This is a genomic window from Shewanella fidelis ATCC BAA-318 (assembly GCF_000518605.1).
Lineage (GTDB): Bacteria > Pseudomonadota > Gammaproteobacteria > Enterobacterales > Shewanellaceae > Shewanella > Shewanella fidelis.
Window position 1 is genome coordinate 544,559 of the sequence record NZ_KI912458.1, and the last position, 25,746, is coordinate 570,304.

Here is a 25,746-nt window from a genome sequence, read left to right on the forward strand (position 1 = left end):
TGGCAAGCATCAGCTGAATCGACACTTAAGTAATCTTACAAACCTTTAGTAAAGGTACGAGTGATAACGTCTTGTTGTTGCTCTGGTGTTAGTGAGTTAAAGCGTACTGCGTAACCAGAAACACGGATCGTTAGCTGTGGATACATATCTGGATTAACCACTGCATCTTCAAGCATTTCACGGTTCATAACGTTAACGTTTAAGTGCTGACCACCTTCACGGTTTTCGTTGTGAGCGAAGTAACCATCCATAAGTGCTGCAAGGTTAGCCTTACGTGCATCATCATCTTTACCTAGTGCGTTAGGTACGATAGAGAATGTGTAAGAGATACCATCTTGAGCGTGAGCAAATGGTAGCTTAGCAACAGATGTTAAAGATGCAATTGCGCCTTTTTCATCACGACCGTGCATTGGGTTAGCACCTGGCGCAAATGGAGCACCAGCGCGACGACCGTCTGGCGTGTTACCCGTTTTCTTACCGTATACAACGTTAGATGTAATAGTAAGAATAGATTGAGTTGGGATCGCATCACGGTACATCTTCATTTTGCGGATCTTAGCCATGAAGCGCTCAACCAATTCAGTTGCGATATCATCAACACGTGGGTCGTTGTTACCGAACTTTGGATAATCGCCTTCGATGTCGAAGTCTACAGCAATACCGTTTTCATCACGGATTGGCTTAACAGTTGCGTACTTGATAGCAGCTAGTGAGTCAGCAGTGATAGAAAGACCTGCGATACCACACGCCATAGTACGACGTACATCTCTGTCATGAAGTGCCATTAGTGCAGATTCATAAGAGTATTTGTCGTGCATGAAGTGGATAGCGTTTAGTGCAGACACATATTGTGTTGCTAACCAATCCATCATAGTGTCTAAACGACCCATAACGTCATCGTAGTTTAATACTTCGTCAGCGATTGGATCAGTCTTAGGACCGATTTGAGCGTTTAGCTTTTCGTCAACACCACCGTTGATAGCGTAAAGCATAGTCTTGGCAAGGTTTGCACGCGCGCCGAAGAACTGCATGTGCTTACCAACAACCATTGGGCTTACACAACATGCGATAGCGTAATCGTCTGACTCGAAGTCTGGACGCATTAGATCATCGTTTTCGTACTGGATAGAGCTAGTATCGATAGATACTTTAGCCGCGTACTTCTTGAAGTTTAGCGGTAGTTGCTCAGACCATAGAACCGTGATGTTTGGCTCAGGACTAGGACCCATGTTGTATAGGGTGTGTAGGAAACGGAAGCTAGACTTAGTTACAAGTGTACGACCGTCAAGACCCATACCCGCGATAGACTCAGTTGCCCAGATTGGGTCGCCAGAGAATAACTCATCGTATTCTGGAGTACGTAGGAAACGAACCATACGTAGCTTCATTACGAAGTGGTCAACCATTTCTTGAGCTTGCTGTTCAGTGATCACGCCATTTTTGATGTCGCGCTCAATGAAGATATCTAGGAAGCTAGAAGTACGACCTAGAGACATAGCAGCACCGTTTTGGCTCTTAACTGCAGCTAGGTAGCCGAAGTAAGTCCATTGGATAGCTTCTTGAGCAGTAGTCGCAGGTAGAGAGATGTCGAAGCCGTAGCTTGCTGCCATCTTCTTCATTTGACCTAGTGCTTTATGTTGCTCTGCAATTTCTTCACGAAGTTGCATAGTGTAAGACAAGTTTTCGCCGTTTTCGAAGTCAGCTTGTAAAGAGCTGAACTGTGCGAACTTGTCTGCCATTAGGAAATCAATACCGTAAAGTGCGATACGACGGTAGTCACCAATGATACGACCACGGCCGTATGCATCTGGTAAACCAGTCAATACGCCAGACTTACGACAACGCATGATTTCTGGTGTGTAGATATCGAATACACCTTGGTTGTGTGTCTTACGTAGTTCTGAGTATACGTATTTTACGTCAGCGTCTAGTTCACGGCCGTATGCAGCGCAAGAACCTTCAACCATACGAATACCACCGTTAGGTAACATAGCACGCTTAAGCGGCGCTTCTGTTTGTAGACCAACGATAGTTTCTAAATCTTTAGTGATGTAACCGGCTTCGTGAGAAGTGATAGTTGATACACGTGAAGTATCAAAATCAACTGGCGCGTGAGTACGGTTTTCTTCCTTAATGCCAACCATAACTTTGTCCCAAAGTTCGGTTGTCGCTTCAGTAGCACCAGCTAGGAAAGACTCATCGCCTTCATAAGGTGTGTAGTTTTTTTGAATAAAGTCACGCACATTGACTTCAGTTTTCCAATCACCAGCGGTGAAACCAGCCCAGGCGGCTGAAAACTGTTCAGTTTTTTCGGTCATCGTACTATTACCTTCTGTTTGAGATAAGGTTATTGGGTATCGAAATTAGCTCTATGACGAGGCGAGCGATACACCAATAGTAAAGTCTTAAACGCGTTACATGCCAAATAACATTCTTGCGTTTCGAAGTAATTTCACTTCGCAGTAATCTGTTCAGTTCAATTGTCTTGTGTTCTCCAGCACTCATCTCTGGCTGAAGATAAAATTGGTAAGACCAATTAACCACTGCTATATTAGCATAAGCTAGGATGCGCTGCATCCAAATCAATCTCGAAAACCGTTGTAAATGCAAAAACTGTTACCAAGGTAGCATTTTTTAAACGATTGACTATTAAAGATACTGTCTCAAATTGTCACAACTAATAACACATGCTTGTGCATTAGTTTTACCTTGAGTAGTCGCCGCTTATAACAGAGCCAAATTCAATTATTACAGAGGGGACTATTATTGCGATTAGCTATTCATTATTGGTATGACTTTAGATTGCAAACATTAGATGATTAAACCCATTTTTGGTAGTCGATACTATGAATAGAATATGAATCAACGATGAAAGAATAATGGTAAAAGATGAATGCTTGCGACATATGTTCAAAGCTGTTGGCTTGCCGCTCAGTAAGCTATTGTAAGTAGGTTATGGCTCACCTGTTCGTTTGATAAGTGACGGTTATACACGGCCTGGCCGGTTATCAACGCCTTGTAAAGGTAAAGTAAATTACTCGCTTAAAGGTTCTCGCTGGGGTTTTATGTGCATTTTAACGCTGCGACTAGTGTTTTTTACTGTGGCGGTAAGATTTGTTTTGCCCTAGTCGTTTGGCAAGCGAGTAACTAGGGGGGAGAGAAGTTAGGCGTTTTTGCCAAGGTGTGTTTTACCACCTATTAACTGAATTGATGTTGGCTGCGACAAATGTGGCTACTGCTAAAGTGTTGCTTGTCTTATACCTACAGCTAAAGAGCTTGATTACGATACTTGTATCGCAAAAACCTGTAATAAAAGGTGCCGTTGTCATACATAACTAAAACCGCTATTTGCTAGGGCGTTTTGGCTTGTGGGTATTAATCGGCTAAAATTAACTCGTTATGTTTCGCTATGTGTTTGCTGAATTGATTGGTTGTAAGCACAGATTTGTTGATAACTCGATCTAGCTTAAACAATTATCATATTTTGCTGTATTAGTAAGGAGTTTTTAATGCCTTTGTAATGCGACTGTGATATCTTTAGCTAGCTATAATGGAATTGGTCCGACCAATTTACCTTTGTTGTTCGGTTAAGCCGCAATAAAGGCCTGTCTTAGCTAACAATTTTTAGCTTTGTATTGATGTGTGTTAGTTGATTTTTAGTGGTTTGGAGAAAAATATGCAGATTCTGTGTAGTTTAGGCAAATGTGTAAAGGCTGGGTTAGTGAAATGAAAGTGAATGACCAATCGAGTCAAAATAAACCGCAGTCAGCTAAGATCAATCTTACACAGGTTGCAGAAGGTTACGGTTTAGACAAAGTTGCTAAATCGAGTTGGCAATCATTTGGCTTAGCTATTTTTGCAGGTGCATTTATCGCTTTAGCATTTGTTTTTTACATCACAGTGACTACAGGCAGCCAAGGTTCGTGGGGAATGACCCGCTTTATCGGTGGCCTAGCGTTTAGCTTAGGGCTTATTTTAGTTGTTGTGTGTGGTGGCGAGCTTTTTACTAGCACCGTTTTAAGCACCGTAGCTTGGGCTCAGAAAAAAGTTACAAATAGCGACTTAGTGAAAACTTGGGGCCGAGTTTATGCGGGCAACTTTGTTGGCGCTATGCTGATGGTATTGCTTATTTTCTTGGCCGGAATGTACCAATTAGACGGCGGGCGCTGGGGCTTAAGCGCATTGAATATTGCCCAGCATAAATTGCATCATAGTTGGACTCAAGCATTTGTATTGGGAATTTTATGTAACATGATGGTTTGTCTAGGTGTTTGGATGACTTTTGCCACTAAAGACGTATTAACTAAAGTAGTCTTAGTTATGTTACCTGTTGCTATGTTCGTTAGTAGTGGCTTTGAGCACAGCATTGCCAACATGTTCATGGTACCAATGGGCATCGCAATCCATCAGTTTGCAGATCCAGCTTGGTTTGAAGCACTAAATATTAGCCCTGATAAATATGCTGATCTGACCGTGATGAACTTTGTGTTTAACAACCTTATCCCAGTGACCTTAGGCAACATCGTTGGCGGTGGCGTATTTGTTGGCCTTGGATATTGGTTGGTTGACAATGCTGGCCTTAAACAGGTTGCGACTAAATCTGTTAACTCAACTATTGACCAATCAGTCGATTCTGGTAGTAAAGTAGATTAATAGCGTTATCTGTAGTTAATCTATTCGATGTTTCATTAAAGCAGTTCATGGTTATGAGCTGCTTTTTGTTTTGGGTAAGCTTGACAGTAATACTCATTGCTTAACCTTTATTAGGCTCTGCTTTGTACATACAGCTCATACTTTTAAAGCGAGGTTGAGTTCGCCGCTGGTAACTCTATCTGAGATTGATTAAAATCTGCGGCTGTTACAGCTTTTCTTCCACGGCCTTCCATTATGAGTTCCCTAAGTAAATCCTCATTGCTACTGACTTTCAGTTACTTTCTGCTTTGGTGCTTTGGCCCTTTGCTGCTGACGGAGCAGGGCAGTTGGCTTGGACTGCCAATTTGGTTTTGGTTTTCTTGCATTGCATCACCTATTTTTTTGATAGTGAGTCTTAGCTATTTATTAACTCGAACTGCAGACAACCACCATGACTAGCCTTTTACCTGTTGTTATATATTTAGGCCTAAGCCTAGTGATCACTCGAGTGTGGAGTGCGCGACAAACTAAGCAATCTGCACTGTTAGATACTGATAAAGCCAAGCGGTTTTTTATTGGCGGGGCGTTTCTTGGAGGACCTTTACTGGCGTTAACGTTAGTGGCGACCTATACCAGTGCTGGATCATTTATCGGTGGCCCTGGGGCTGCTTACAAATTTGGTTTAAGCTGGGTTTGGTTAGCCGTTATTCAAGTGCCGGTAGTTATTCTGGCTCTAGGTGTTTTAGGGCCTAAGTTTTTAGCTCAGAAGCAACGCTACAGTACCATTATTGAATGGCTAGATGCGCGGTATCATAACCACTGGTTAAGTATGATTGCGATGCTGAGCTTAGTGATAGGTTTTATCGCCATGATCGCTGTGCAGTTTATCGGCGGAGCAAGATTGCTTGCCGGGGTGACAGGCATCAGTTATGAGCTTGGTCTCGCTGTCTTTGTATTAACAGTTTTAGCTTATACACTCACCGGCGGCTTTAGAGCGGTAGTGCTCACTGATGCCTTGCAAGGTATGGTGATGCTGTTGGGTTTATTTATATTACTTGCGGTGATTTTGAGTCAACCACAGCTCGGTGATTTGCTTGAGCAAACGACACACAATACCCCAGAACTCGTTAGTCCACATGGGGTGGGGGCGGCGCTAGGTTGGCCAATGATGCTGTCTTTTTGGGTACTGATCTGCTTTGGTACTATGGGCCTGCCACACACCATTGTTAGGTTGCTTGCGGTTAAAGATACAAAGTCGTTAAAACGCGGCATGATTTGGGGCACGATAATTTGCTTCTTAATGACCTTAATTCCTCACTTATGCGGCTTTTTCGGCAGGGTTCTGTTCCCTGAGTTGGCTATACCTGATGAGATTATGCCGACGCTCATTGCTGAATTGATGACCCCATTTTGGGCAGGTATTTTATTAGCCGCACCTATTGCAGCGGTCATGTCATCAGTTGACTCAATGTTATTGCAATCGGCGGTAAGCATAGTGCGTGACGGCGCAGTTCGTGCGTATCCACAAATGTCAGCCACGCGGCAAGTGCGTTTTACTCAGGCTGTAATGCTAGTCATTACCGTATTAGCTTGCTTTTGGGCTGTTCAGCCACCTGACATGATAGTGTGGATTAACTTAGCTGCTTTTGGTGCATTGCAAGCAGTATTCCTTTGGCCAATCATAGCCGGGCTGTTCTGGCCGAGTGTCAGTGCTCGAAGCGCATTGATTGCCATGTGCAGTGGCTTGATAAGCTATTTGGCTTTGCAGGCACAGATCCCCCTAAAAGAAAGTGTACATCCTATTGTTCCTGCTCTAGCGATTTCGTTATTGATGCTATTGCTTAGCCACGGTTATCAAGGTTTTTTATCAAAACGTTCTTGTAACGCTAATTAGATTAGCGTTCTGTGGGGTAGTATTAGCTAAAGTAACGCCTTTGTTGTGATTTACCTCTCTCTGGTAACTCAGAGTTAACGACGTGCTGGTCAAGGCGTAGCCGTTAGTTTATATTTGCCGCCATATAATAAGAATATGGTGGTAAAATGGATCCAGTAAGCCCCTCAAATACAATCAATAATCAGGCCGTCTCCCAAGGTAAAACCATAAGAATGCCTGATACCTTAGTGATTATTTTCTTTGTCGCAATTGCCGCAGCAATCCTAACCTATTTCATTCCCATAGGTTCTTTTCAAACTCAAGACGTCAATTATGTTGTCGATGGTGTGGAGAAGAGCCGTAGCGTGATTGATCCCAACTCATTTACTTATGAAGTGGACGCCAGCGGAGAGCCAATCTTAAAGCCGGTTGCCCTATTTGAAGGCCATGGTGGCGTAGGCTTTTTTAACTTTGCTTTCGAAGGACTAACATCAGGCTCTAAATGGGGCAGCGCCCTTGGCGTTATTATGTTTATGCTGGTCATTGGTGGTGCGTTTGGCATTGTGATGGCGACTGGCACCATAGATAACGGCATTTTAAAACTCATTGATATCACTCAGGGTAAACAAGGTTTGTTTATTCCCGTTATTTTTGTGTTGTTTTCTCTCGGTGGTGCGGTTTTTGGTATGGGGGAGGAGGCGATAGCATTTGCGATTATTATCTGCCCTTTGATGATCCGCTTAGGCTATGACGGTATTACCACTGTGATGGTGACTTACGTTGCGACGCAAATTGGTTTTGCTTCATCTTGGATGAATCCATTTAGTGTGGCAATTGCTCAGGGCATTGCAGGTGTCCCTGTGCTGTCGGGTTCTGGATTTCGTTTTGCTATGTGGTCAGGTTTTACTTTGCTTGGCTTGATTTTTACCATGCGCTATGGTGCTAAAGTGAAAGCAAACCCAACACAATCATATAGTTTTCATAGTGATAGCTATTTTAGAGAAAATCAAAAAGAAGCATCACTTGATAGCCGTTTCAACCTCGGTGATATTCTGGTGTTATTGACGATTTTTGCTACGGTTGCTTGGATTATCTGGGGAGTTGTTACCCAAGCTTGGTTTATCCCTGAAATCGCCAGTCAGTTTTTTACAATGGGTATAGTTGTTGGTTTAATTGGCGTGCTGTTTAAACTCAATAATATGAATATTAATACCATAGCCAGTAGCTTTAAGCAGGGCGCAGCAACCATGCTAGAGCCTGCTGTACTGGTAGGCTGTGCGTCAGGCATTTTATTATTGCTTGGCGGTGGTGACGCGTCGACACCAAGCGTACTGAACACTATTTTAAGCAAAGCTGGCGAATTTATTGGTCAGTTGCCAAGTGTGATGTCAGCCTGGTTTATGTATGTATTCCAATCGGTGTTTAACTTTTTTGTGACTTCAGGCTCGGGGCAAGCCGCATTGACTATGCCGTTGATGGCACCGCTTGCTGATCTCGTGGGAGTCACTCGGCAAGTTGCGGTATTGGCTTTTCAGCTTGGTGATGGTTTCACTAACATTCTGGTGCCAACATCCGCCTCACTTATGGCGACTTTAGGTGTTTGCCGGGTAGACTGGGGGCAATGGCTTAAGTTTATCTGGCGCTTTATGTTGGCGCTGTTTACGGTTTCTAGTGTGATTGTTATTAGTGCCCATTACCTAGGCTTTAGCTAACGATAGAGTAAAAATTGTCAGATAGTTAAGCTCCCTTTATTGGGAGCTTTTTATTACGTTTTTAATCATTTGTACGTCGATAATTGTTTGTTCTTGATAGTTATCTAGCTGTTGCCTATTACCAAATGTAAACCCTTGCTTAGTGTAGAACTTAATAGCAGGTGCATTACAGTCAAGCACGTATAAGCTAACTGTCTTCGCAGAAGTCAGTTCAATGCTTTCCTCAAAATGTCGCATTAATTGCTTGCCTAAGCCTTTTCCATAAACGCTGGGACAAAGATAAAGCTTGCTGAGTTCAACAGTGTCAGATGCAAAAAAACGGCACCCTAAGGTGCCGTTAATATAATCACTTTATATTAGATTAAGTGAGTCTAGCTTAGAACTTCACTTCACCTTCAATGAAGTACTCTTGGCCACGAGCATTGTAGATCCCGCGTGGGTAGTGAGGCCATTGAGTGTCAGTAGGGTCAAAGTTTGGACCCGCATCAAACAAGTTGATAATACCTGCTTTTAGCTTGATTGACTCAGAGATAGTGTAGCCTGCAGTTAGGTTCCACTTAGTCTGAGAGGCAACTTCATGATCTTCCTCAATGAACACATCGCCATTTGCTTCAGCAGCTTCTTTGAAAGACTTGTACTGAACACCGTGCATACGTGCAGTGTGGTATGCACCAAGTGTTGCTTCAAAGTCTTCAATGAAGTAACCAAGGATTAGGTTAGCGCGGTACTGAGGTAAACCACCGTTATCGATATCATCTTCCACAGGGTCAGTTGATGTTAGCTGGTACTCAGAGTTTAGGATGTAAGTACCGCTAAAGTTAAGCTTAAGCTCACCAAAGCTGTTTAGATCCCAAGTGTAACCCGCTGTTAAATCTAAACCGCGCACTTTTTGGTACGCTAAGTTTTGTGCAACAGCGTTAACATGAGTAATTGTGCCGTTTTCGTCACGCGTGATCATGTCTTCATACAGCTCATAATCACGAGCTGCTTGAGAAGCACTGATGTCACTTACCATGTCATCTAGTTTCCACTCCCATAAGTCGAATGAAGCGTCAAATGCGTCGCCGCCCCATACCGCACCAATGTTTGCAGTGTAGCCAGTTTCTGCATCTAGATCTTCGTTGGCACCGGTTGTGGTATCAATATGAAGTTCGTTACATACAGCGTTTAGCTCTTCATCAGGGTAAACAGTACCTGGGGTACCGCCCATTGCCGCACACTGTTTAAAGTCAATAACAGTAGTGAAGCCGTCAGTTGGGTCGCCGTATACACGGTGCATGTCTGGGGCACGGAATACTGAGCTCCAAGAACCACGAACAAGTAATTCACGAACAGGACGGTATTCAACTGCGATTTGTGGTGATAGGTTACCACCGAAGTTGTCGTAGTGGTCGTAACGTAATGCTGCATCGATAGTTAAATCATCTAATACAGGGATACTTACTTCGGCATATGTTGCCCAGTTCTTACGCTCACCAGCACCTGATGAACCACCTTTACCTAAGATGTTACCGTTCTTAGATTCTGAATCTGAGTCAGTTTCATAATCTTGAATGGTGTATTCAGCACCGAATGCGAACATCGCATCACCAGCGTCCATTTCAAACAATGAACCAGTGATGTTAGCTTGAATGTTCTTTTGTGTAGATTGCGCACGTTCAAACGAGCTATAAGACGCTTTTTCAGCATCTTCTGGAGACATATTTTCAAGTAATGAGTTACCGTTTTCACCAGCAGTGATGTAGTTGAACATACCGCCAACAGTTGCGTTACCACTACCAAATACATCGACGCTTGTACGGCCGTAGTTAACTGAAGCATCCCAGTTATACTCATCTGCAATTAACCCTTCTAGGCCAGCAGTGAAGAAGTAGTTACGAGTTTTGGTTTCAGTTGAACGGTGTCCTAGCTCATGTAGACGGCGAGCGTAGTAGTAAGAACCGTCTTCTGCGTTAGCAAAGTCACCACCAAGGCCAGTAGACTTATCGAACTCTTTGCTCATGTAGCCATCTTTGCCTTCTTGGCCATAGCTAACGGTTAGCTTATCGCCTGCGACAGTGATGTCGTAATCATCGATTGCTGAAGGCTCAATGTTAGTGATTGATTTTGCTTCGGCAAAGTCTAAACGACCAACGAAAGTCATATCTTCAGCTAACTCATAGTTAAAGTTAGTTGAGCTGATAAAACGAGTGCTTTCTGGCTGTAGATCACGCCATGCAGAACGGTCAAAACCACAGATATTGCGTGCTTCATCCCATAGGAAACCGCCATCCGTACATTCTTGAGGAGTTAACTGGCGAGCACCTGAACCTGTGCCGGCAATACGTGCACCGTATGAACTGTATTGCGAATATTGGCTGTGAGGTACTTTGTCTGTATGTAGGCCAAAGTTATCTCGATCAGTGGCTAATAGTGATTCGTTATCTGTAAATTCGATAAAGCTTGATACGTTACCTTTATCAGATGAGGCACCAATCGATAGCGCGATACGATCATTGGCACCGCCACCATTAGAGGTATCACCATGACGGTATTTAACCGCAACGCCTTCAAAGTCTTTCTTTAAGATGATGTTGATTACACCACCAACGGCGTCAGCACCATAAATAGCTGAACCGCCTGACTGTAGGATTTCAATGCGTTGTACCGCTTCCATTGGTAGGTTAGCTGTATCAACAAAGTTGTCAGTACCGCCAGCTGGCTTTGGATATTGGTTTAAACGTTTGCCGTTAATTAGGGTAAGGGTACGGTTCGCACCAGCACCACGTAAGCTAATTGAAGAGGCTGCAGGTGTAAAACCATGTACAGACTGAGTTGTCATTGCACCGGTGGTTGAGGTTAGACTTTCTAGAGCATCTTGTACGCTAGTAAAGCCTTGTTTAGCCATTTCATCAGCGCTAAGTACGGTAACTGGCGTTGCTGTTTCCATATCACTACGTTGAATACGTGAACCAGTTACTTGAATGCGTTCAACATTCTCATCATCTGCTGCAAGAACTACTGGCGAGCTTAGTGCTGCTGTTGCTGCACCAGTTGCTAACGCAAAGCGAATTGCTTTGGCCAATCTTGAGTTAAGTGCCATATCTTTAATACTCCCTTGGAACTTATATAGTTATTTTTATTTAGCCACCACTTCTTAAGGGAATGTAAATATATGTTAAGAAGTGGGTGCCTGAACGGGATGAAAGCACAAAGGGTTAACTGGGGCAACATGCTATTTACAGCTGTTATTTATATAAGAAAATTGCGATAAAACAACATGTTGCTAAAACTTGTTTTGTTTGTTGCGGATTTGTGTGCAAAAGGGTGGGTTTGAGTGTTGATTTGTTTTGCGGTTGCTGCTCATGTTTATTTATTGGTGTTTATTTGTTGCTATTTTGTTTTGGGTTGTGAGGTTTGAGATTGCAGTGTAACAAGGTGTGTATCGTGGAGTTTAAAAGCTTTAATTTGTGATGTTAATCACACTGAGTCCGAGAATTGTTAAGTCTTATCTACGACTGAATTCACTTTTTCGGCGTGATTAACATTATTTTTGCTTGATATCTTATTGAGTAAGATAGTGCTTTATCAAAGGCTTACTTTTGTAAAAATGCTAGATTTATAGTGCTGTAAGTATTTGGTGGCAACATAGCCGACAACAAGAGTTGCTACAATTAGCTCTACTTTAGCTGTTATCAGTAGGTCAGCTGAGACGTTGCTTGCGCCAAATGTTACAACAATCCAGTTTACGGTTTTAAATAATGCTGTAGCACCGATCACCATAGGGAAGGTAAATGCAGCGTATCCCGGTGAGAACGGTAGTTTTAGTAAGTGAAAAAACGCTAAGTAAATAACACTTGTCATCAATAACGCCAAAGTGAGGAGCACGCCAACAATAATCAACGATGGTTGTGTTGTCATCGTTAGGTAACCTGCAAGTGATAAGCTTGCCGGAGCCGCCATGATGGCAATAGTTGGTTTTGCTGCATCAGCAATAGGCTGACAAAAGATTAGGCGGTATAACATGATAGGTAACATGATCAAATAACTCACCATACCAAACATTAAAATAGCATCAGCTAACCATTGATATTGCATTTCAGAACCATGTGGAAATGAAACTGCTGCAACGATTATCCCAATAGGTGGTACAAACCAACTTGGCACCATATGTTCAAGTTTAAAATCGATTGCGCGATAGTAAATAAACATGCTTAGAAAGCCGATATGAATCGCAATAGCGGTAAGCCATAAAGCAACAGCGATCCCATGATTAAATTGGCCTAAGGCTGCTGAAACGACCATGAGCCCCATCGCAAAAGTAGGAATAACACTACCAACTACCGGGTGAGTGAGTTCTTCGACAAGTACCTTTGGATGTAAAATAAATTTAAAAACCAGCATAAGTAGCATTACGCTAGCAATTGATGCGCCGATTAATTGACCTTGGCCATTTAAGCTGGGTAGCATACTTTCCCAAGCCCAACCAAGGCTTGCAATGGCTAATGCTAGCCCTGCCATTGGGCTAGGTAGACGAGAAACTCTGTGTCTAAGTTTATGGCTTTGTGTGCTGGTCATAATAAAATCCTTGTAGCAATCTTTATGGTTTTATTCTATCTCGACCTCTGGTTAATAAAAATTGAAACTAAGTTAACCTTAGCTTCAATTATACTTAATCTTGGTAGGTGGGGATTAAATTAGGGCTTACGTTTACAGCGAAGAAGAGTATGTCCTAGACCGATATTGTCGATATCTTCATCGACGTATAAGCCTGCTTGACTGATCAATTTGAGTAAGGTTTTACTGTGATACATACGGCTATTACCATTGGCAATCGCTGTGAAATACAGTGATGTGGCATTGACACAGAAAGCACCAGCCTCAAACGGTTGACGATCCCAGAACGTTTCTAAAATACATAGCTCACTGTCAGGTTTCATTACCGCAGCTGCACGTTGTAAGATGCTTAGGATTTCGTCTTCTGAGAAACAGTCTAAAAACTGGCTCATCCAGTATAAGTCACCTTGCTCACAAAACGGTTTTTGTTCGTCTAACAGATCAGTCGCAAACGGGTGTACTCGCTGCGCTACTCCTGCATTAGCAGCGTTTTCCATAGCAAGATTCAGCTGACCTGGCAGATCCATGATTGTGACATGAACATTGAGATCATAGTTTGTACAAGCAAGAGCCCATTTGCCGGTATTGCCGCCAACATCAACAATGTGTTTTGGTCGGGCTTGAAAGATCAGTGGTAACAGGGACTCAAATGCATGATCGGAATAGTAGTGATCAAATTCAAACCAGCTTTTTTTAATCTGCTCCGGCAATTGACTTAAGCCAGGATAAATTGTTTGCCAGTCGCCTAACGAACTTAGTCCCTTTGGCTTACCTTCTAATAGTGAGGCTTCAAGTTCAAATAAACCTTGGTAACAGACATCGTGGGTAAAATTAAGATTAACCTGCGCCATATCATCATGGAGCAGGAAGTGGCCGATTTTGTCTAATGTGTATTTATCATTATTAAGGTATAACAAGCCCATACTTAAGCCCATATCGACTAACACACCGACAGAATATTCAGATAGTTCAGCATGTTTTGCCAAGTAGGCGATATCGCAGCCTTGGCTGCCACTGTCAGAGATCAGTTTCAATAGATTGAATTTCAGTAAACAGCGCGCCACTTGGAAGCTTATTGGGGCAAAGGCAATTTTTTGAGCTTCGAACTTTGCATCGAAGGCACTAATAGTACGGGGAGAACGATAAAAAGGCATAAGTAAACCGGAGTGGATGGAGACATAATTAGTGAAGGGCGATTTTACATGTTACAGTTTGTTTATTGTTTGAACTTGATCCGACTTCATAAGTAAAGTCAGCTATAGAAACTGTAACCGTGATTAAAAACTAGTCGTTTAGCCTATAGGGAAGCACAATGCAGGTATCATTAACCTATGTAGGACGCCAGTCAAACCGCAGTGATGGCCAAGCACGTAGAGTAGAAATTTTAGAAGCAACCCTAAGGCTTATTGTGAAAGAGGGGATCCGTGGTGTTAGGCACAGAGCCGTAGCGGCTGAAGCCAATGTCCCATTATCGTCAACGACTTACTATTTTAACGATATTAAAGATCTGATTAATGATTCATTGACTTATTTTGCCGAGAAAAACCTGTGGATGAATAAGGTGCTAGAGCAAAAGAGTTATGCGTTAGTTGAAGGGCTGATTAAAGCAAAGCAGATAGCCAATACAGAGCACGTTAAATCAATTATTATCAATGAGTTGAGTATGTTTATCTGTGAGCATGTAAAAGGGCAAGTTGCTCTCAGGGATGACAGAGTACTTGAGGCGGCATTTCATGAAGAAGCCCTGCGCAACCCACAACTGGCCGCGTCAATAAGAGCGTTAGATAGTACTTTTCTAACGAGCATTAAACAGTTTTTTATTGCTTTAGGCTCAAGCACTGCGGACATAGACGCAAATCAGATCCTAGCTATGATAAAGTTTTTTGAATATCAATGTTTAATTCACGAAGAGATCGATGAAAAGCAGTTATTGGCGACGAGTCAAGCAACGGTAAGTTACATCGTTAATGCAATAAAAAACCCAAGCTAAGCTTGGGTTTTATTGTTTTATCAGCTCTTGAAACTTACTGCACGTTTTCAGCGTCGGTGAATTGGCCTTGGAATAAAGCCGAAGACAGGTAACGTTCTGCAGCAGATGGCAGTACTACCACAATATTTTTGCCTTCAAACTCTGGCAGAGCTGCAATACGGTTAGCGGCAACAACAGCTGCACCAGATGAAATACCAACTAAAATACCTTCCTCTTTCATTAAGCGCTGAGCCATTTCGATTGACTCTTCGTTAGTTACCGCTTCAACACGGTCAATAAGGTTCAGGTCTAAGTTACCAGGGATAAAGCCTGCGCCAATACCTTGGATTTTATGTGGTCCAGGTTGAACTGTTTGCCCTGATAGAGTTTGTGCAATAACTGGCGAATCAACAGGCTCTACAGCTACTGAAGTAATAGCTTTGCCTTGTGTGTTCTTAATATAGCGACTCACACCGGTAATTGTACCGCCAGTACCTACGCCAGCAACGACAACATCGACACTACCGTCGGTATCATTCCAGATTTCTGGACCAGTCGTTTTTTCATGGATCTCTGGGTTTGCAGGGTTATTAAACTGCTGCAGTAGTACATACTTTTCAGGAGCAGACTGGCGGATCTCTTCAGCCTTATCAATAGCCCCTTTCATGCCTTTAGCACCTTCAGTCAGTACTAGGTTTGCTCCAAGCGCTTTTAACAGTTTTCTACGCTCTAAGCTCATGGTGTTAGGCATAGTTAGAGTTAATTTATATCCACGAGCTGCAGCAACATAAGCAAGAGCAATACCTGTGTTACCTGATGTTGGCTCAATCAGTTCTTGTTCTTGAGTTAAGATGCCTTTTTTTTCTGCGTCCCAAATCATGTTGGCGCCAATACGACATTTGACGCTGAAGCTTGGGTTACGTGCTTCTACTTTAGCAAGCACTTTACCATTACTAACGCGGTTAAGACGGACAAGTGGGGTGTTACCAATTGTTTGTGAATTATCTTCGAAAATTTTGCTCATGGGTTGCTTGCTCCTTTAAATGCACAGCTAAATCATAATAGCCTTTGGCCACATTAGAAGTGATAGTTTGTTCTTCTTTATTCCTTTTGGTTATTAAAGCTTTTGCTGTTATTCGTAAATGTAAATATTATTACACATTATGCATGTTACTGTTATGTAAACCTTGGAAAAGTCGATGCTTTTCAAGCCCAATAGTCTAGCCAACCTAAGAGGTTAACGGAAAGTTAATGATGCAACAGCCGACAATTTGTAAGCACAATGATCCCAAGACTTGGGTAACACCTTTTGCTTTTGATCTTGCGTCAAATATTCTTTATATGCCACTTGCTAGCCCACTAAAAAGGGGCATAGCAATGTTAATTGATGGTTTGTTGGTCGTAGTGTTAGCAGAGACTGCTGGCTGGACGTTTGTACTATTAGTGCTGGCAACTTTAGTTATTCAAACCCAAAGTAAAAAAGCGGCAAAGTTATTTAAGTGGGCTATTTATAGCATCATGTTAATTGGTTTAATAATGGCAGTTGTTGACTATTACACAGATATTGATGAGCAAATACACAATATTGATCCGCAGTTTAATCGTCATTACAGCGAATTAACCAGTGCTGAAAACTCCGATAGCGAGGTATCGAGTGCTCCAGCTGAGTTTGATGGCATGATGGATATTATCGGTTATATGCCTGCCATTTATTCATTAAGCCAATGCCGTGATTTTTCCTGTGCAGCAAAGCGTATCGAGAAACTGAATGCTGAATTAGCGGACTCTAGTCTTGGCGTGACAGACAAATATCAACTAATAGCCAATGTGGTTGCTGACTTGCCGCTAACTGAACGTGAAAAAGAGCAGTTACTTAAGCAAAGCACTGATACCGTTGAGCAATTAGAAGTGCTTTCACCTGTAGAGAACAGCTCTAAAGAGTTACTGAAAATACAGATAGCGAAATTAGAACAAACTGCGCTTGAATTAAATAAGCAAAATGCAAAACTTGAGCAGCAGCTTAGCGACGTTAAGAGTAATCAAGCGACAGAGGAAAACCTTGAAGCAGCGGCTGAAAAAACCAGTCCGCTAGCTTGGTTAAAAGGCTTACTTAATGATCTTGGACTGGGGTTTGGCTGGGCGGCATTTTATTTTACCGTGTTTACAGCTTGGTTTGATGGCCAAACATTAGGCAAAAAGTTATTAGGGATCAGAGTGGTTCAGCTTGATGGCGCAAAGATAACGCTATGGGGAGCATTTGGTCGCTATGGTGGATATGCTGCCGGGTTTACCACTGGACTGCTTGGGTTTATTCAGATTTATTGGGATGCAAACCGCCAAGCAATACAAGATAAAATTTCTGCCACAGTGGTGATTGATGTACGCCGAAGTCAACATCAAACAGCTATTACCGATGATAATGTGGCTCAAGATGTTAATTATTCAATAAATAATGCAGCAGATATATGACATTAACGATACCGTTTTTTATCAACACAAGGTAAGCTGGCAGCTATAAACGCATGTAAAAATATGCGACTAGATAATAATTTCCGTTTCAATATCTATATGCCGCAAGGCTTGCCTATATGTGGCTGCTAGCAGATATACTGTTGAAAGCGTTCGGAAGGAGGAGAACAGCTTGCGAATTTTAGTGGTTGAGGACAGCCAAGTCGTTTCTCGGGTAATGCGTCATTTACTCACTCAGGAATTAAACTGTGAAGTTGATGTCGCTCCTGATATGCAAAGCGCTACAGCACTACTTGCTGAACATGAATATTTTGTAGCGATAACCGATTTAAACTTACCTGATGCGCAAGAAGGCGAAATTGTTAAGTTTGTTTTAGCCAAACAGATCCCATGTATCGTATTAACAGGTAGCTGGGATGCCGAGCAGCGAGCGCGGTTATTGCAACTTGGTATTGTTGATTACGTTTTTAAAGAGAACCGTTTTAGTTACGAATATACCGCAAAGTTAGTTAAGCGACTTTGTCGTAATCAAAGCGTTAAAGTGCTAGTTGCCGATGATTCTGTCGTAAGTCGTAAGTTTATTCGTAGCTTGCTTGAGCAGCACTTGTTTCAAGTTATCGAGGCGGATGATGGTGTGTCGGCGTTGGAAACCCTTAATGATAATCCCGACATAAAGTTATTGATCACCGATTATAATATGCCAAGGCTAGATGGATTTGGCTTGATCATTAAAGTTCGTGAGCAGTTGAGTCGAGAGGAGCTGGCCATTATTGGTTTATCCAGTGATAGCGACGAAAGTTTATCTGCTCGATTTATCAAAAATGGTGCGAATGACTTTTTGCAAAAACCTTTTGTACATGAAGAGTTTCACTGCCGCGTACTGACCACATTAGATGCGCTGGATATGGTGACGAAACTCTGGGAACAAGCCAACCTTGATTATTTGACGAATGTGTATAACCGCCGTTATTTCTTTAATTTGTACGAAGATAAATTGACAAATATTGCACAGAAAAACAGTTCGTTATCCCTAGCGTTACTCGATATCGATTATTTTAAAAAGGTTAATGATAACTACGGTCATGATGTTGGTGATGAGGTGTTGATCGAGTTTGCCAGACGCTTACAGCAATCATTTTCGCAGCACTTTACTGTGGCACGGATCGGTGGTGAAGAGTTTGTAGTGGGTTTTAAAGGGCTAAATGTAGAAAAAGCTTATACCCTGCTAGACAGTTTTAGAATGCAGCTAGAGCTGACGCCAATTACGACTTCAAAAGGTTTACTCAATATTACCGTTAGTACTGGAGTGACTGAGTTTACCCTTGATGAAAATGTTGACGCATTACTTAATCGTGCCGACATTGGGCTATATCAAGCTAAGCAGAATGGCCGAAATCTTGTGTGTATTGCGCAAGACTAATGATTGCAGGTATTAACGTAAAAAGCAGCCATATTGGCTGCTTTTTGGCTTTTATACTAATTGGTATTACTTCCATACTCAATTAGAGTAACCAAGCGTAACTGAGCTTCATAAAGTAGGTTTCTTCAGTTTTCATTAATGAGTCAATCGCATCATCCGCTTTTAGACCATCAGAGTAACCTAAGTAGAACACACTTTGTGGGTTGAGCTTGTAGCCGTACAACACTTCATTACCTAATTGCTGATATTGTGCATTTGGTGTGCTGTATTTATATAAGCTTTGATCGCGTTCGATATCAGTATATACACTCGAAATACGAATGAAGTTGTGAATGTCGATATACCAACTGAGGCGCAAGTCACTTAAGTTGGCAGTAAATAAACGTCCTTCATCTACGTCTAGAGTGCGATACACATGGGATAAATCCATTTCAATTGAATCGGTAATCTTCCAATTAACACCCGGATTAAACTTTACTCGGGTGCCGAGTTGGTCATTGGCAAAATCGACATCGTCGCCATAGTTGACATCAACCTCTAAAAATAGCGTTCTGGTTGGTTTTATATTGCCATAGAACCAGCCCATGGTTTCGGTAAACATCTGTGTATTGCCATCAATAGCCAGAGAAGCGCCATTATGACGGCGGCCAACGCGATCTCGGTGAACGACACCAAAGGTGGCATAACTTTGCCATTGGCCATTAACCTGTATTCTCATTTCCGCTTCTTGTTCAAGCTTTTCATTAGCTTGATTATGGCTAATATCCCAATCACCACTTAGTCTTACTTCATTGAAAAAGCCTGCAGTTGGATACCAAGTGTAGCCACCACCAGTGACAAACTTTTTAAAATCCACTTTTTCGATAAAGCCAAGATCGGCACGGAAGTCATCACCGACAGAAGTGTACTGTGCAAAAGCGTCCCAGTTGCGAGATTCATATTGATACTTGAGCAAATACATATCATCGCTAAAACTGCCATCTTTTTGCGTTCTTAAAACTCGCTCATTAACGCCGCAGTCAGTTAAGTCGCAATTTTGCTTTGGTAAGCAGTCGTCGGTGTTACAAAACGCTTTGTATAGTTCTTCTGGATACTCGGTATCAGACACAACATACTGAGCGATAAAGGTATCATGATCACTTGGTTGATATTTTACGTCTAAACTGCTGACATAATTATGGTAATCCTCGCTCTTTTTTGCGGTAACAAGGGCACCAATAGACAGTGGTTTACCGAAATCAAAACGATATCGACCGGCAAAGTTATGACTTTTCTCATCGATACTGGCAACATCAGAGCTTAAGTTACCCGGCACTAAAAAGTTGGTATTTGTGTCATCCGTTATCAGTGTCGCAAAGGTATGGTCGCCTAGTTTGCTGGTGAGCTTTAGGCCATAATCCGGAGCACCGATATTGCGCGTGTGTAAAAGATTTAATTGGGTGTCAAAATAATCTTTATTGTCGAGGAAAAAAGCACGTTTTTCCGGAAAGAATAGGGCAAAAGTACTGTTAATATCCAGCTGTCCGGCATCGGCTTCGACCTGAGAGAAATCCGGATTTAAGCTGGCACTGAGTAAAGTACTAGGCGTGATCCCCCAACGGACATCTAAGCTAGGTTCAATATTGTTTTCGTTATCCCACTCACTATTTTCTCGATGCGGCCGATTGCCGGTTCTATTAAGCACGAGTGACGGGGTGATCTGCAGGTCGTTTCCTTGTTCAAGATCTGCCAGACCTGAAGCGACACCTAACTGGCACAAGGTACAGTTATTGTTACGATCAATTTGATGGCTTGAAAGACGATGTTCTTCGTTACGAGGATAGAATCGAATAAACTCGATCCCCCATGTTTGTTCAGCTTTTGCATCGAAATTGAGCAGTCGTAAAGGGAGTTCTATTTCAACCTGATAACCCGACTCTGTGCGTTTAGCTGCGCTATACCAAATGCCATCCCACGCATCACTTTCATTACCAGTAAGTTCGTTTTCAATTGAGTCCATTTGTACGCCATAGGCGTTGACGAAGAACTGATAGGCAAGCCTCGCATCATTGAATGTATCCAGTTTTATGCCGACGAGATCATCGCCCCATACGTTGTCTCGATCGCTTAAGTTGGCGCGGATCTGCTCAGGATTAGGATCTTTGGCGATATAACTGATAAATAGACTAGATTGCGTAGAGAAAATTTTCACATCGGTTTCAACCGGCGCGGGAATATTCTCGCCTGGGTTGGTTTCAAATGCCAGTTTTGCACTTGCAGCCTGTTGCCACTGGCTCTCATCAAACTTACCATCAATTTCAACTTCTCCCTCAATAGTTGGGATTTGAATATTAAATTGTGCTGAGTCACCAGCGTGGACAGATGAGCTATAAGAGAAGGTAGACAAGAAAGCGAGTGAAACAATGCGACAAGCAACTGCGTTTTTAATCATTTGTTATTTATGTTTATTTGATGTTGCGCAAATTGTGCCAGAATTCCTTATTCGATAAGACCTTATCACTGTGAGATTTTGTTACAAAACTTGTCGTAGCTTAAATTTTGAAGTGGTTTTATAAAATTTAGCCATTAAAAAAGCCATGTTACACATGGCTTTTTATTGGTATCAATTCGCCCACAACTGGCTAGTCTGGGGCGATAGCGTCATTTTTATAGGCGCCCCGGTATTTATCGACCCACATTGCGGTTGCGCCGCAAATGGCCACTGGCATGACCACGAAGTTGACGATTGGGATCATGGCAAATAATGTCACAGCTGCTCCAAAACTAAAGCTAGTCCCCTTAGTTTGGTTAAGTGCAAACTTCATATCATTAAAAGGGACTTTGTGGTTATCAAATGGATAATCACAGTATTGAATAGCCATCATCCAAGCGCTAAATAAAAACCATAAAACAGGGGCGATGGTTTGGCCAACAAATGGCACTAAAAACAATAACAGGAATACAATTGCACGGGGTAAATAGTATTTTAGTTTGATCCACTCACGACCTAAAATACGCGGTAAATCTTTTATTAGGTCGATTCCGCCACCAGTATTGAGTGGTTTACCTGTCAGTTGTTGCTCGACTTTCTCTGCGAGTAAACCATTGAACGGGGCTGCAATCCAGTTCATCACTGAGCTAAAGATAAACGACATCACTACGAGTAAAGTTAACACAGCTAAAGGCCATAGAATAAAGTTAAGCCAACTTAAATATTCAGGCAGTTGTCCAGATAGCCAAGCAAAGACACTTTCTAGTTGACCAATGGCAAAGTAAATTAGCCCTGCAAACAACAGTAAATTGATTGAAAGAGGAACAAAAACAAATTTCCTTAGGCCTTTAGTTTTGATCAGGCTAAAGCCATCAAGAAAGTAATTAACCCCACTTTTTTTTTGTACTTGTTTGGTTGTATTCATAGAAATATTAGGTTGTTAATAATGCGCATTAGTACGATTGTGAGTCAGTCGGTATTTAATCACAAGTTAAATGCGCTTAATCGATGATAAAAACGTTACAAAATGCATTGAGCTTTGGTAAAGTTAGCCTAATTACTGGAGCACGATAGCTATTGATTAGTTGAGCTGCTCCATCGCTTAGCCCTAAAACTTAATCGCTATTGTCTAGCGAGGAAATGACTACACGGCACCATGAGACTTAAACAGATTAAACTTGCCGGATTCAAGTCATTTGTCGATCCAACCAAAATTCCTTTTCCTAACCCATTAAGCGCCATTATCGGTCCAAACGGCTGCGGTAAATCTAACGTAATTGATGCCGTGCGTTGGGTGTTAGGTGAGAGCTCTGCTAAACACCTGCGTGGTGATTCTATGGCTGACGTTATCTTTAACGGTTCAACGGCCAGAAGACCTGTTTCTGTTGCCAGCGTTGAGTTAATTTTTGATAACCAAGATGGTCGTTTATTAGGGCAGTACTCTAGTTATCAAGAAGTCGCAGTTAAGCGCCAAGTCAGTCGCGATGGTGATTCAAATTACTTTCTAAATAATCAAAAATGTCGCCGTAAAGACATTACTGACCTTTTCATGGGAACCGGTCTAGGTCCCAGAAGTTACGCGATTATTGAGCAGGGGACCATTTCACGCTTAATTGAGTCTAAGCCGCAAGAGTTAAGGGTATTTATTGAAGAGGCGGCAGGCATTTCTCGCTATAAAGAGCGCCGCCGTGAAACTGAAAATCGTATTCGCCACACCCGTGAAAATTTAGCCCGTCTTGGGGATATTCGCTCCGAACTCGCTAAGCAATTAGAGAAGTTAGCTGAACAAGCTGAAACGGCAAAAAAATACCGCGAGCTTAAACAAGCCGAACGTAAGTGCGATGCAGAACTGTCGGTTTCTCGGTATCACGAATTAACTCAGCAAATCGCTAAAATTGATGCAGAGTTAGCAAAACTTGAGTTACAGCACGAGCAATTTCTGGCAGAAAATCAGACATTAGAGCTTAAGTTAACCGAACTTACTTTAAAACTGAGTGAGCTCGATGCGCAAGAAGCTCATCAAGTTGAAGATTTTTATTTAACCAAAACCCATATTGCCAAATTAGAGCAATCTCTGAAGCACCGACAGCTACAAGATGAAAGCTTAGCAGAACGTCTGCAAGAGGTCGCTGCTCAGTTGCAGGCTTATAAAGTTCGGTGTGTTGAAGACCAAGCCAAGCAAGCTGAGCTGGTTGAACAGCAAAATAAAGCCTCTCCCGATCTGGTATTACTGCGTCAGCAGTTGGGTGAATTTGATCGGCAGGTTAGCGATGCGAGTAATATTCTCGAGTCTTTAACTGAACAAACAAATGAGTTAAACGATGTTTATACTCAGGCAAATTTAAAGTTTGAGATGAATCGTACTCAGCTTGGCCACCATCAAACAAGTATTGAAAGTAAGCTAAAGCTGATCAGCCGAGTAGAATTACAAGCAGAAACTCTTAAGGCAGAACTTGAGCAATTAACATCGCAAGACCTTAGTCAACAAGTTGATGCATTATCGCAAGTTGTTGAGCAAGAACAAGAGATTGTCGATGAGCTTAAATATCAACTGGCAAATGTGAAACAGCAAGAGCAATCTTTATTGATTGAGCAAGATACACTTAAAGTGCAACTAGCTGATGAGCAAGGGCGATTAGCGGTAGTTACCTCGTTATTGCCTACCGATACTCCCGACAACGAACAAGCTTTGTGGCAAGTGCTCGAGGTAACTCCGGGGTGGGAGAGTGCAGTCGATATTTTGCTTTCAGGTGTATTAAACACACCTGTGCATGCAAGCGGTGAATACCCAGTAGATGTTGATAGCGCACAAGCGATCGCTTTTGGTTTTATCGGCGGTGAAACAGATAATGGTGTGATCCGTGCGCCTGCAAATCTTGCTCCTTGGCTAAACCATGTCACTTGGTTAGCAAGCCTTAATGAAGCACTGCTGCAACGAGGTTCATTAAAACAAGATGAGTTAATTGCGACAGCTGATGGTTATCTTGTCGGCCATGACTTTATTGTTGAGAAGGCACAAGCCACGGGATCGATTGTTGAGCTTAAAAGTGAGCAAATGGCGCTCGAACTCAGCACTGAAACTAAACAAGATAAACTTGTTCAACTTAATAATGCTATCGCTGAACTCAAACATGCTTTGCTGCCTTTAACTGAGCAGATTGAGCAAAAACAGCAGTTTATTCAAGCTAAACAGATTGAGCTGGCAAGCTTTAGCAGCCAACTGCGTTCACAGCAGCAATCTATTAATGATGCATCCGCACGGTTTAACCAGGCTCAGCAAGAGTTGCTTGAAACTAAGCAAGAGCTTAAACAACTGCAATTTGAAGTGCAGCAGGCAAATGAATTGCAACAGCAACTTAAAGTGCAATTAGATAAAGCCGTTGCAGACAAAACCGCTGTTCAGGCTAAAAAGTCAAAGGCTGCTGATGAACTGGCAAAACTAAGACCACAGAGGCAACAACTCGATAATAAGCTAAGCCAACTATCTGCCAGTGAGCATCAATTACAAACGCAATTGATGCTGATTGCTCAGCAATTAGAGCAACATCAACAGCGGATAGATGAATTTGAGCAAACACAGTCACAATTGCGTGTGCTTCAGAGTAAAGACGAGACGCTGCAAGATGGTGAACAACAACCATTAAGTGTGCAGTTAGAACAGGCATTAACAGCACAGAAAGTTAAGCAAGATGCTTTAGCGCAAATTAGATTAGAGCAAGCGTCAATTCAGGAACTGTGCGATAGTGCAGGAACGAATAAAAAACAACAGCTTGCGAAGTTAGAAAACTTGACTCAAGCGTTAAGCACGTTAAAGTTACGTCGTGAAGGTTTAAAAGGACAAATTGATAGCCAACAGCGTATATTAGATGAACAAAGTGTTGATGTTGCGCAAGTCTTATCCACATTAGATGACAATAAGACCACGCTATGGCGTCAAAAAGAGTTAGAGCGATTACGTGCGCAAATCGCACACTTAGGTGCCATCAATTTAGCGGCTATTGAAGAGTTTGAACTGCAAAACCAACGTAAGTGTTATTTAGATAGCCAAGATGATGATCTTAACGCTGCCCTAAGTAGCCTTGAAGAAGCGATACGCAAAATAGATAAAGAAACAAAGAGTCGCTTTAAAGAGACCTTTGACAAAGTGAATGCTGACTTAGGCTTATTGTTCCCTAAAGTATTCGGTGGCGGTAGTGCATATTTAGCCTTAACTGACGACGACTTGTTAGAAACAGGCGTAACGATTATGGCGAGGCCACCCGGTAAGAAGAATAGTACGATTCACCTTCTTTCTGGTGGAGAAAAAGCGTTAACGGCTTTATCATTAGTATTTGCTATTTTCAGACTAAATCCGGCACCGTTTTGTATGCTAGATGAGGTTGATGCACCTTTAGATGACGCCAATGTCGAACGTTTTTGTCGTTTGGTAAAAGAGATGTCGCAAAGTGTGCAATTTATATATATTAGTCACAACAAGATCACCATGGAATTGGCCGATCAACTTATCGGTGTGACTATGCATGAGCCCGGTGTTTCACGCATTGTGGCGGTTGATATAGATGAAGCGGTGGCACTTGCTGACGCCGGATAAACATAAGAGATACA

At 42.2% G+C, this 25,746-nt stretch carries 15 protein-coding genes; 7 read left to right on the top strand and 8 right to left on the bottom strand.

The window, feature by feature from the left end:
* Nucleotides 1–35: 35 nt before the first annotated feature.
* Nucleotides 36–2,318, bottom strand: coding sequence for a formate C-acetyltransferase (gene pflB / locus L884_RS0115900; protein ID WP_028768423.1), 2,283 nt, complete (start codon nt 2,316–2,318; stop codon nt 36–38).
* A 1,408-nt stretch (nt 2,319–3,726) separates the two neighbouring features.
* Here pflB and focA point away from each other — a divergent pair.
* The 3 genes from focA to yfcC all read left to right on the top strand — a co-directional run bounded on the left by focA (nt 3,727) and on the right by yfcC (nt 8,217).
* The gene (gene focA, locus L884_RS22230) at nt 3,727–4,653 is read left to right on the top strand and encodes a formate transporter FocA (RefSeq protein ID WP_245603146.1); all 927 of its coding nucleotides are present in this window, start codon (nt 3,727–3,729) and stop codon (nt 4,651–4,653) included.
* Nucleotides 4,654–5,083: 430 nt separating this feature from the next.
* Nucleotides 5,084–6,526: a sodium/pantothenate symporter gene (gene panF / locus L884_RS22235; protein WP_037411025.1), complete on the top strand. Its 1,443-nt coding sequence runs from the start codon at nt 5,084–5,086 to the stop codon at nt 6,524–6,526.
* 146 nt (nt 6,527–6,672) lie between these two features.
* The gene (yfcC, locus tag L884_RS0115920; RefSeq protein WP_084221453.1) at nt 6,673–8,217 is read left to right on the top strand and encodes a putative basic amino acid antiporter YfcC; all 1,545 of its coding nucleotides are present in this window, start codon (nt 6,673–6,675) and stop codon (nt 8,215–8,217) included.
* A gap of 36 nt (nt 8,218–8,253) precedes the next feature.
* Here the strand turns inward: yfcC and L884_RS22240 are convergent, their stop codons facing one another.
* The 4 genes from L884_RS22240 to L884_RS0115940 all read right to left on the bottom strand — a co-directional run bounded on the left by L884_RS22240 (nt 8,254) and on the right by L884_RS0115940 (nt 13,967).
* Nucleotides 8,254–8,559, bottom strand: coding sequence for a GNAT family N-acetyltransferase (locus L884_RS22240; RefSeq protein ID WP_084221454.1), 306 nt, complete (start codon nt 8,557–8,559; stop codon nt 8,254–8,256).
* Between the two features lie 34 nt (nt 8,560–8,593).
* On the bottom strand, nt 8,594–11,299 hold the full coding sequence (locus tag L884_RS0115930; RefSeq protein WP_028768425.1) for a TonB-dependent receptor plug domain-containing protein: 2,706 nt from the start codon (nt 11,297–11,299) through the stop codon (nt 8,594–8,596).
* 485 nt (nt 11,300–11,784) lie between these two features.
* The gene (locus L884_RS0115935; RefSeq protein WP_028768426.1) at nt 11,785–12,774 is read right to left on the bottom strand and encodes a TDT family transporter; all 990 of its coding nucleotides are present in this window, start codon (nt 12,772–12,774) and stop codon (nt 11,785–11,787) included.
* A 119-nt stretch (nt 12,775–12,893) separates the two neighbouring features.
* Complete coding sequence (locus tag L884_RS0115940; protein ID WP_028768427.1) at nt 12,894–13,967, bottom strand: class I SAM-dependent methyltransferase; 1,074 nt, start codon at nt 13,965–13,967, stop codon at nt 12,894–12,896.
* A gap of 158 nt (nt 13,968–14,125) precedes the next feature.
* On the opposite strand from L884_RS0115940, the gene L884_RS0115945 reads away from it, so the two are divergent.
* Nucleotides 14,126–14,803, top strand: a complete 678-nt coding sequence (locus L884_RS0115945) for a TetR/AcrR family transcriptional regulator (RefSeq protein ID WP_028768428.1) — start codon at nt 14,126–14,128, stop codon at nt 14,801–14,803.
* Nucleotides 14,804–14,837: 34 nt separating this feature from the next.
* Here L884_RS0115945 and cysK read toward each other — a convergent pair whose 3' ends face one another.
* Nucleotides 14,838–15,806, bottom strand: coding sequence for a cysteine synthase A (cysK, locus tag L884_RS0115950; RefSeq protein WP_028768429.1), 969 nt, complete (start codon nt 15,804–15,806; stop codon nt 14,838–14,840).
* A 230-nt stretch (nt 15,807–16,036) separates the two neighbouring features.
* Here cysK and L884_RS22245 point away from each other — a divergent pair, with 230 nt between their 5' ends.
* Nucleotides 16,037–17,251 carry an RDD family protein gene (locus L884_RS22245; protein WP_037411079.1) on the top strand — a complete coding sequence of 405 codons (1,215 nt, stop codon included), beginning with the start codon at nt 16,037–16,039 and terminating at the stop codon, nt 17,249–17,251.
* A gap of 172 nt (nt 17,252–17,423) precedes the next feature.
* Nucleotides 17,424–18,671, top strand: coding sequence for a diguanylate cyclase (locus L884_RS0115960; RefSeq protein WP_028768430.1), 1,248 nt, complete (start codon nt 17,424–17,426; stop codon nt 18,669–18,671).
* An 82-nt stretch (nt 18,672–18,753) separates the two neighbouring features.
* Here the strand turns inward: L884_RS0115960 and L884_RS0115965 are convergent, their stop codons facing one another.
* Nucleotides 18,754–21,102, bottom strand: a complete 2,349-nt coding sequence (locus L884_RS0115965) for a carbohydrate binding family 9 domain-containing protein (RefSeq protein WP_028768431.1) — start codon at nt 21,100–21,102, stop codon at nt 18,754–18,756.
* Between the two features lie 190 nt (nt 21,103–21,292).
* The gene (gene cysZ, locus L884_RS0115970) at nt 21,293–22,066 is read right to left on the bottom strand and encodes a sulfate transporter CysZ (protein WP_028768432.1); all 774 of its coding nucleotides are present in this window, start codon (nt 22,064–22,066) and stop codon (nt 21,293–21,295) included.
* Nucleotides 22,067–22,297: 231 nt separating this feature from the next.
* Here cysZ and L884_RS0115975 point away from each other — a divergent pair, with 231 nt between their 5' ends.
* Nucleotides 22,298–25,732: a chromosome segregation protein SMC gene (locus L884_RS0115975; protein ID WP_028768433.1), complete on the top strand. Its 3,435-nt coding sequence runs from the start codon at nt 22,298–22,300 to the stop codon at nt 25,730–25,732.
* Nucleotides 25,733–25,746: the final 14 nt, after the last annotated feature.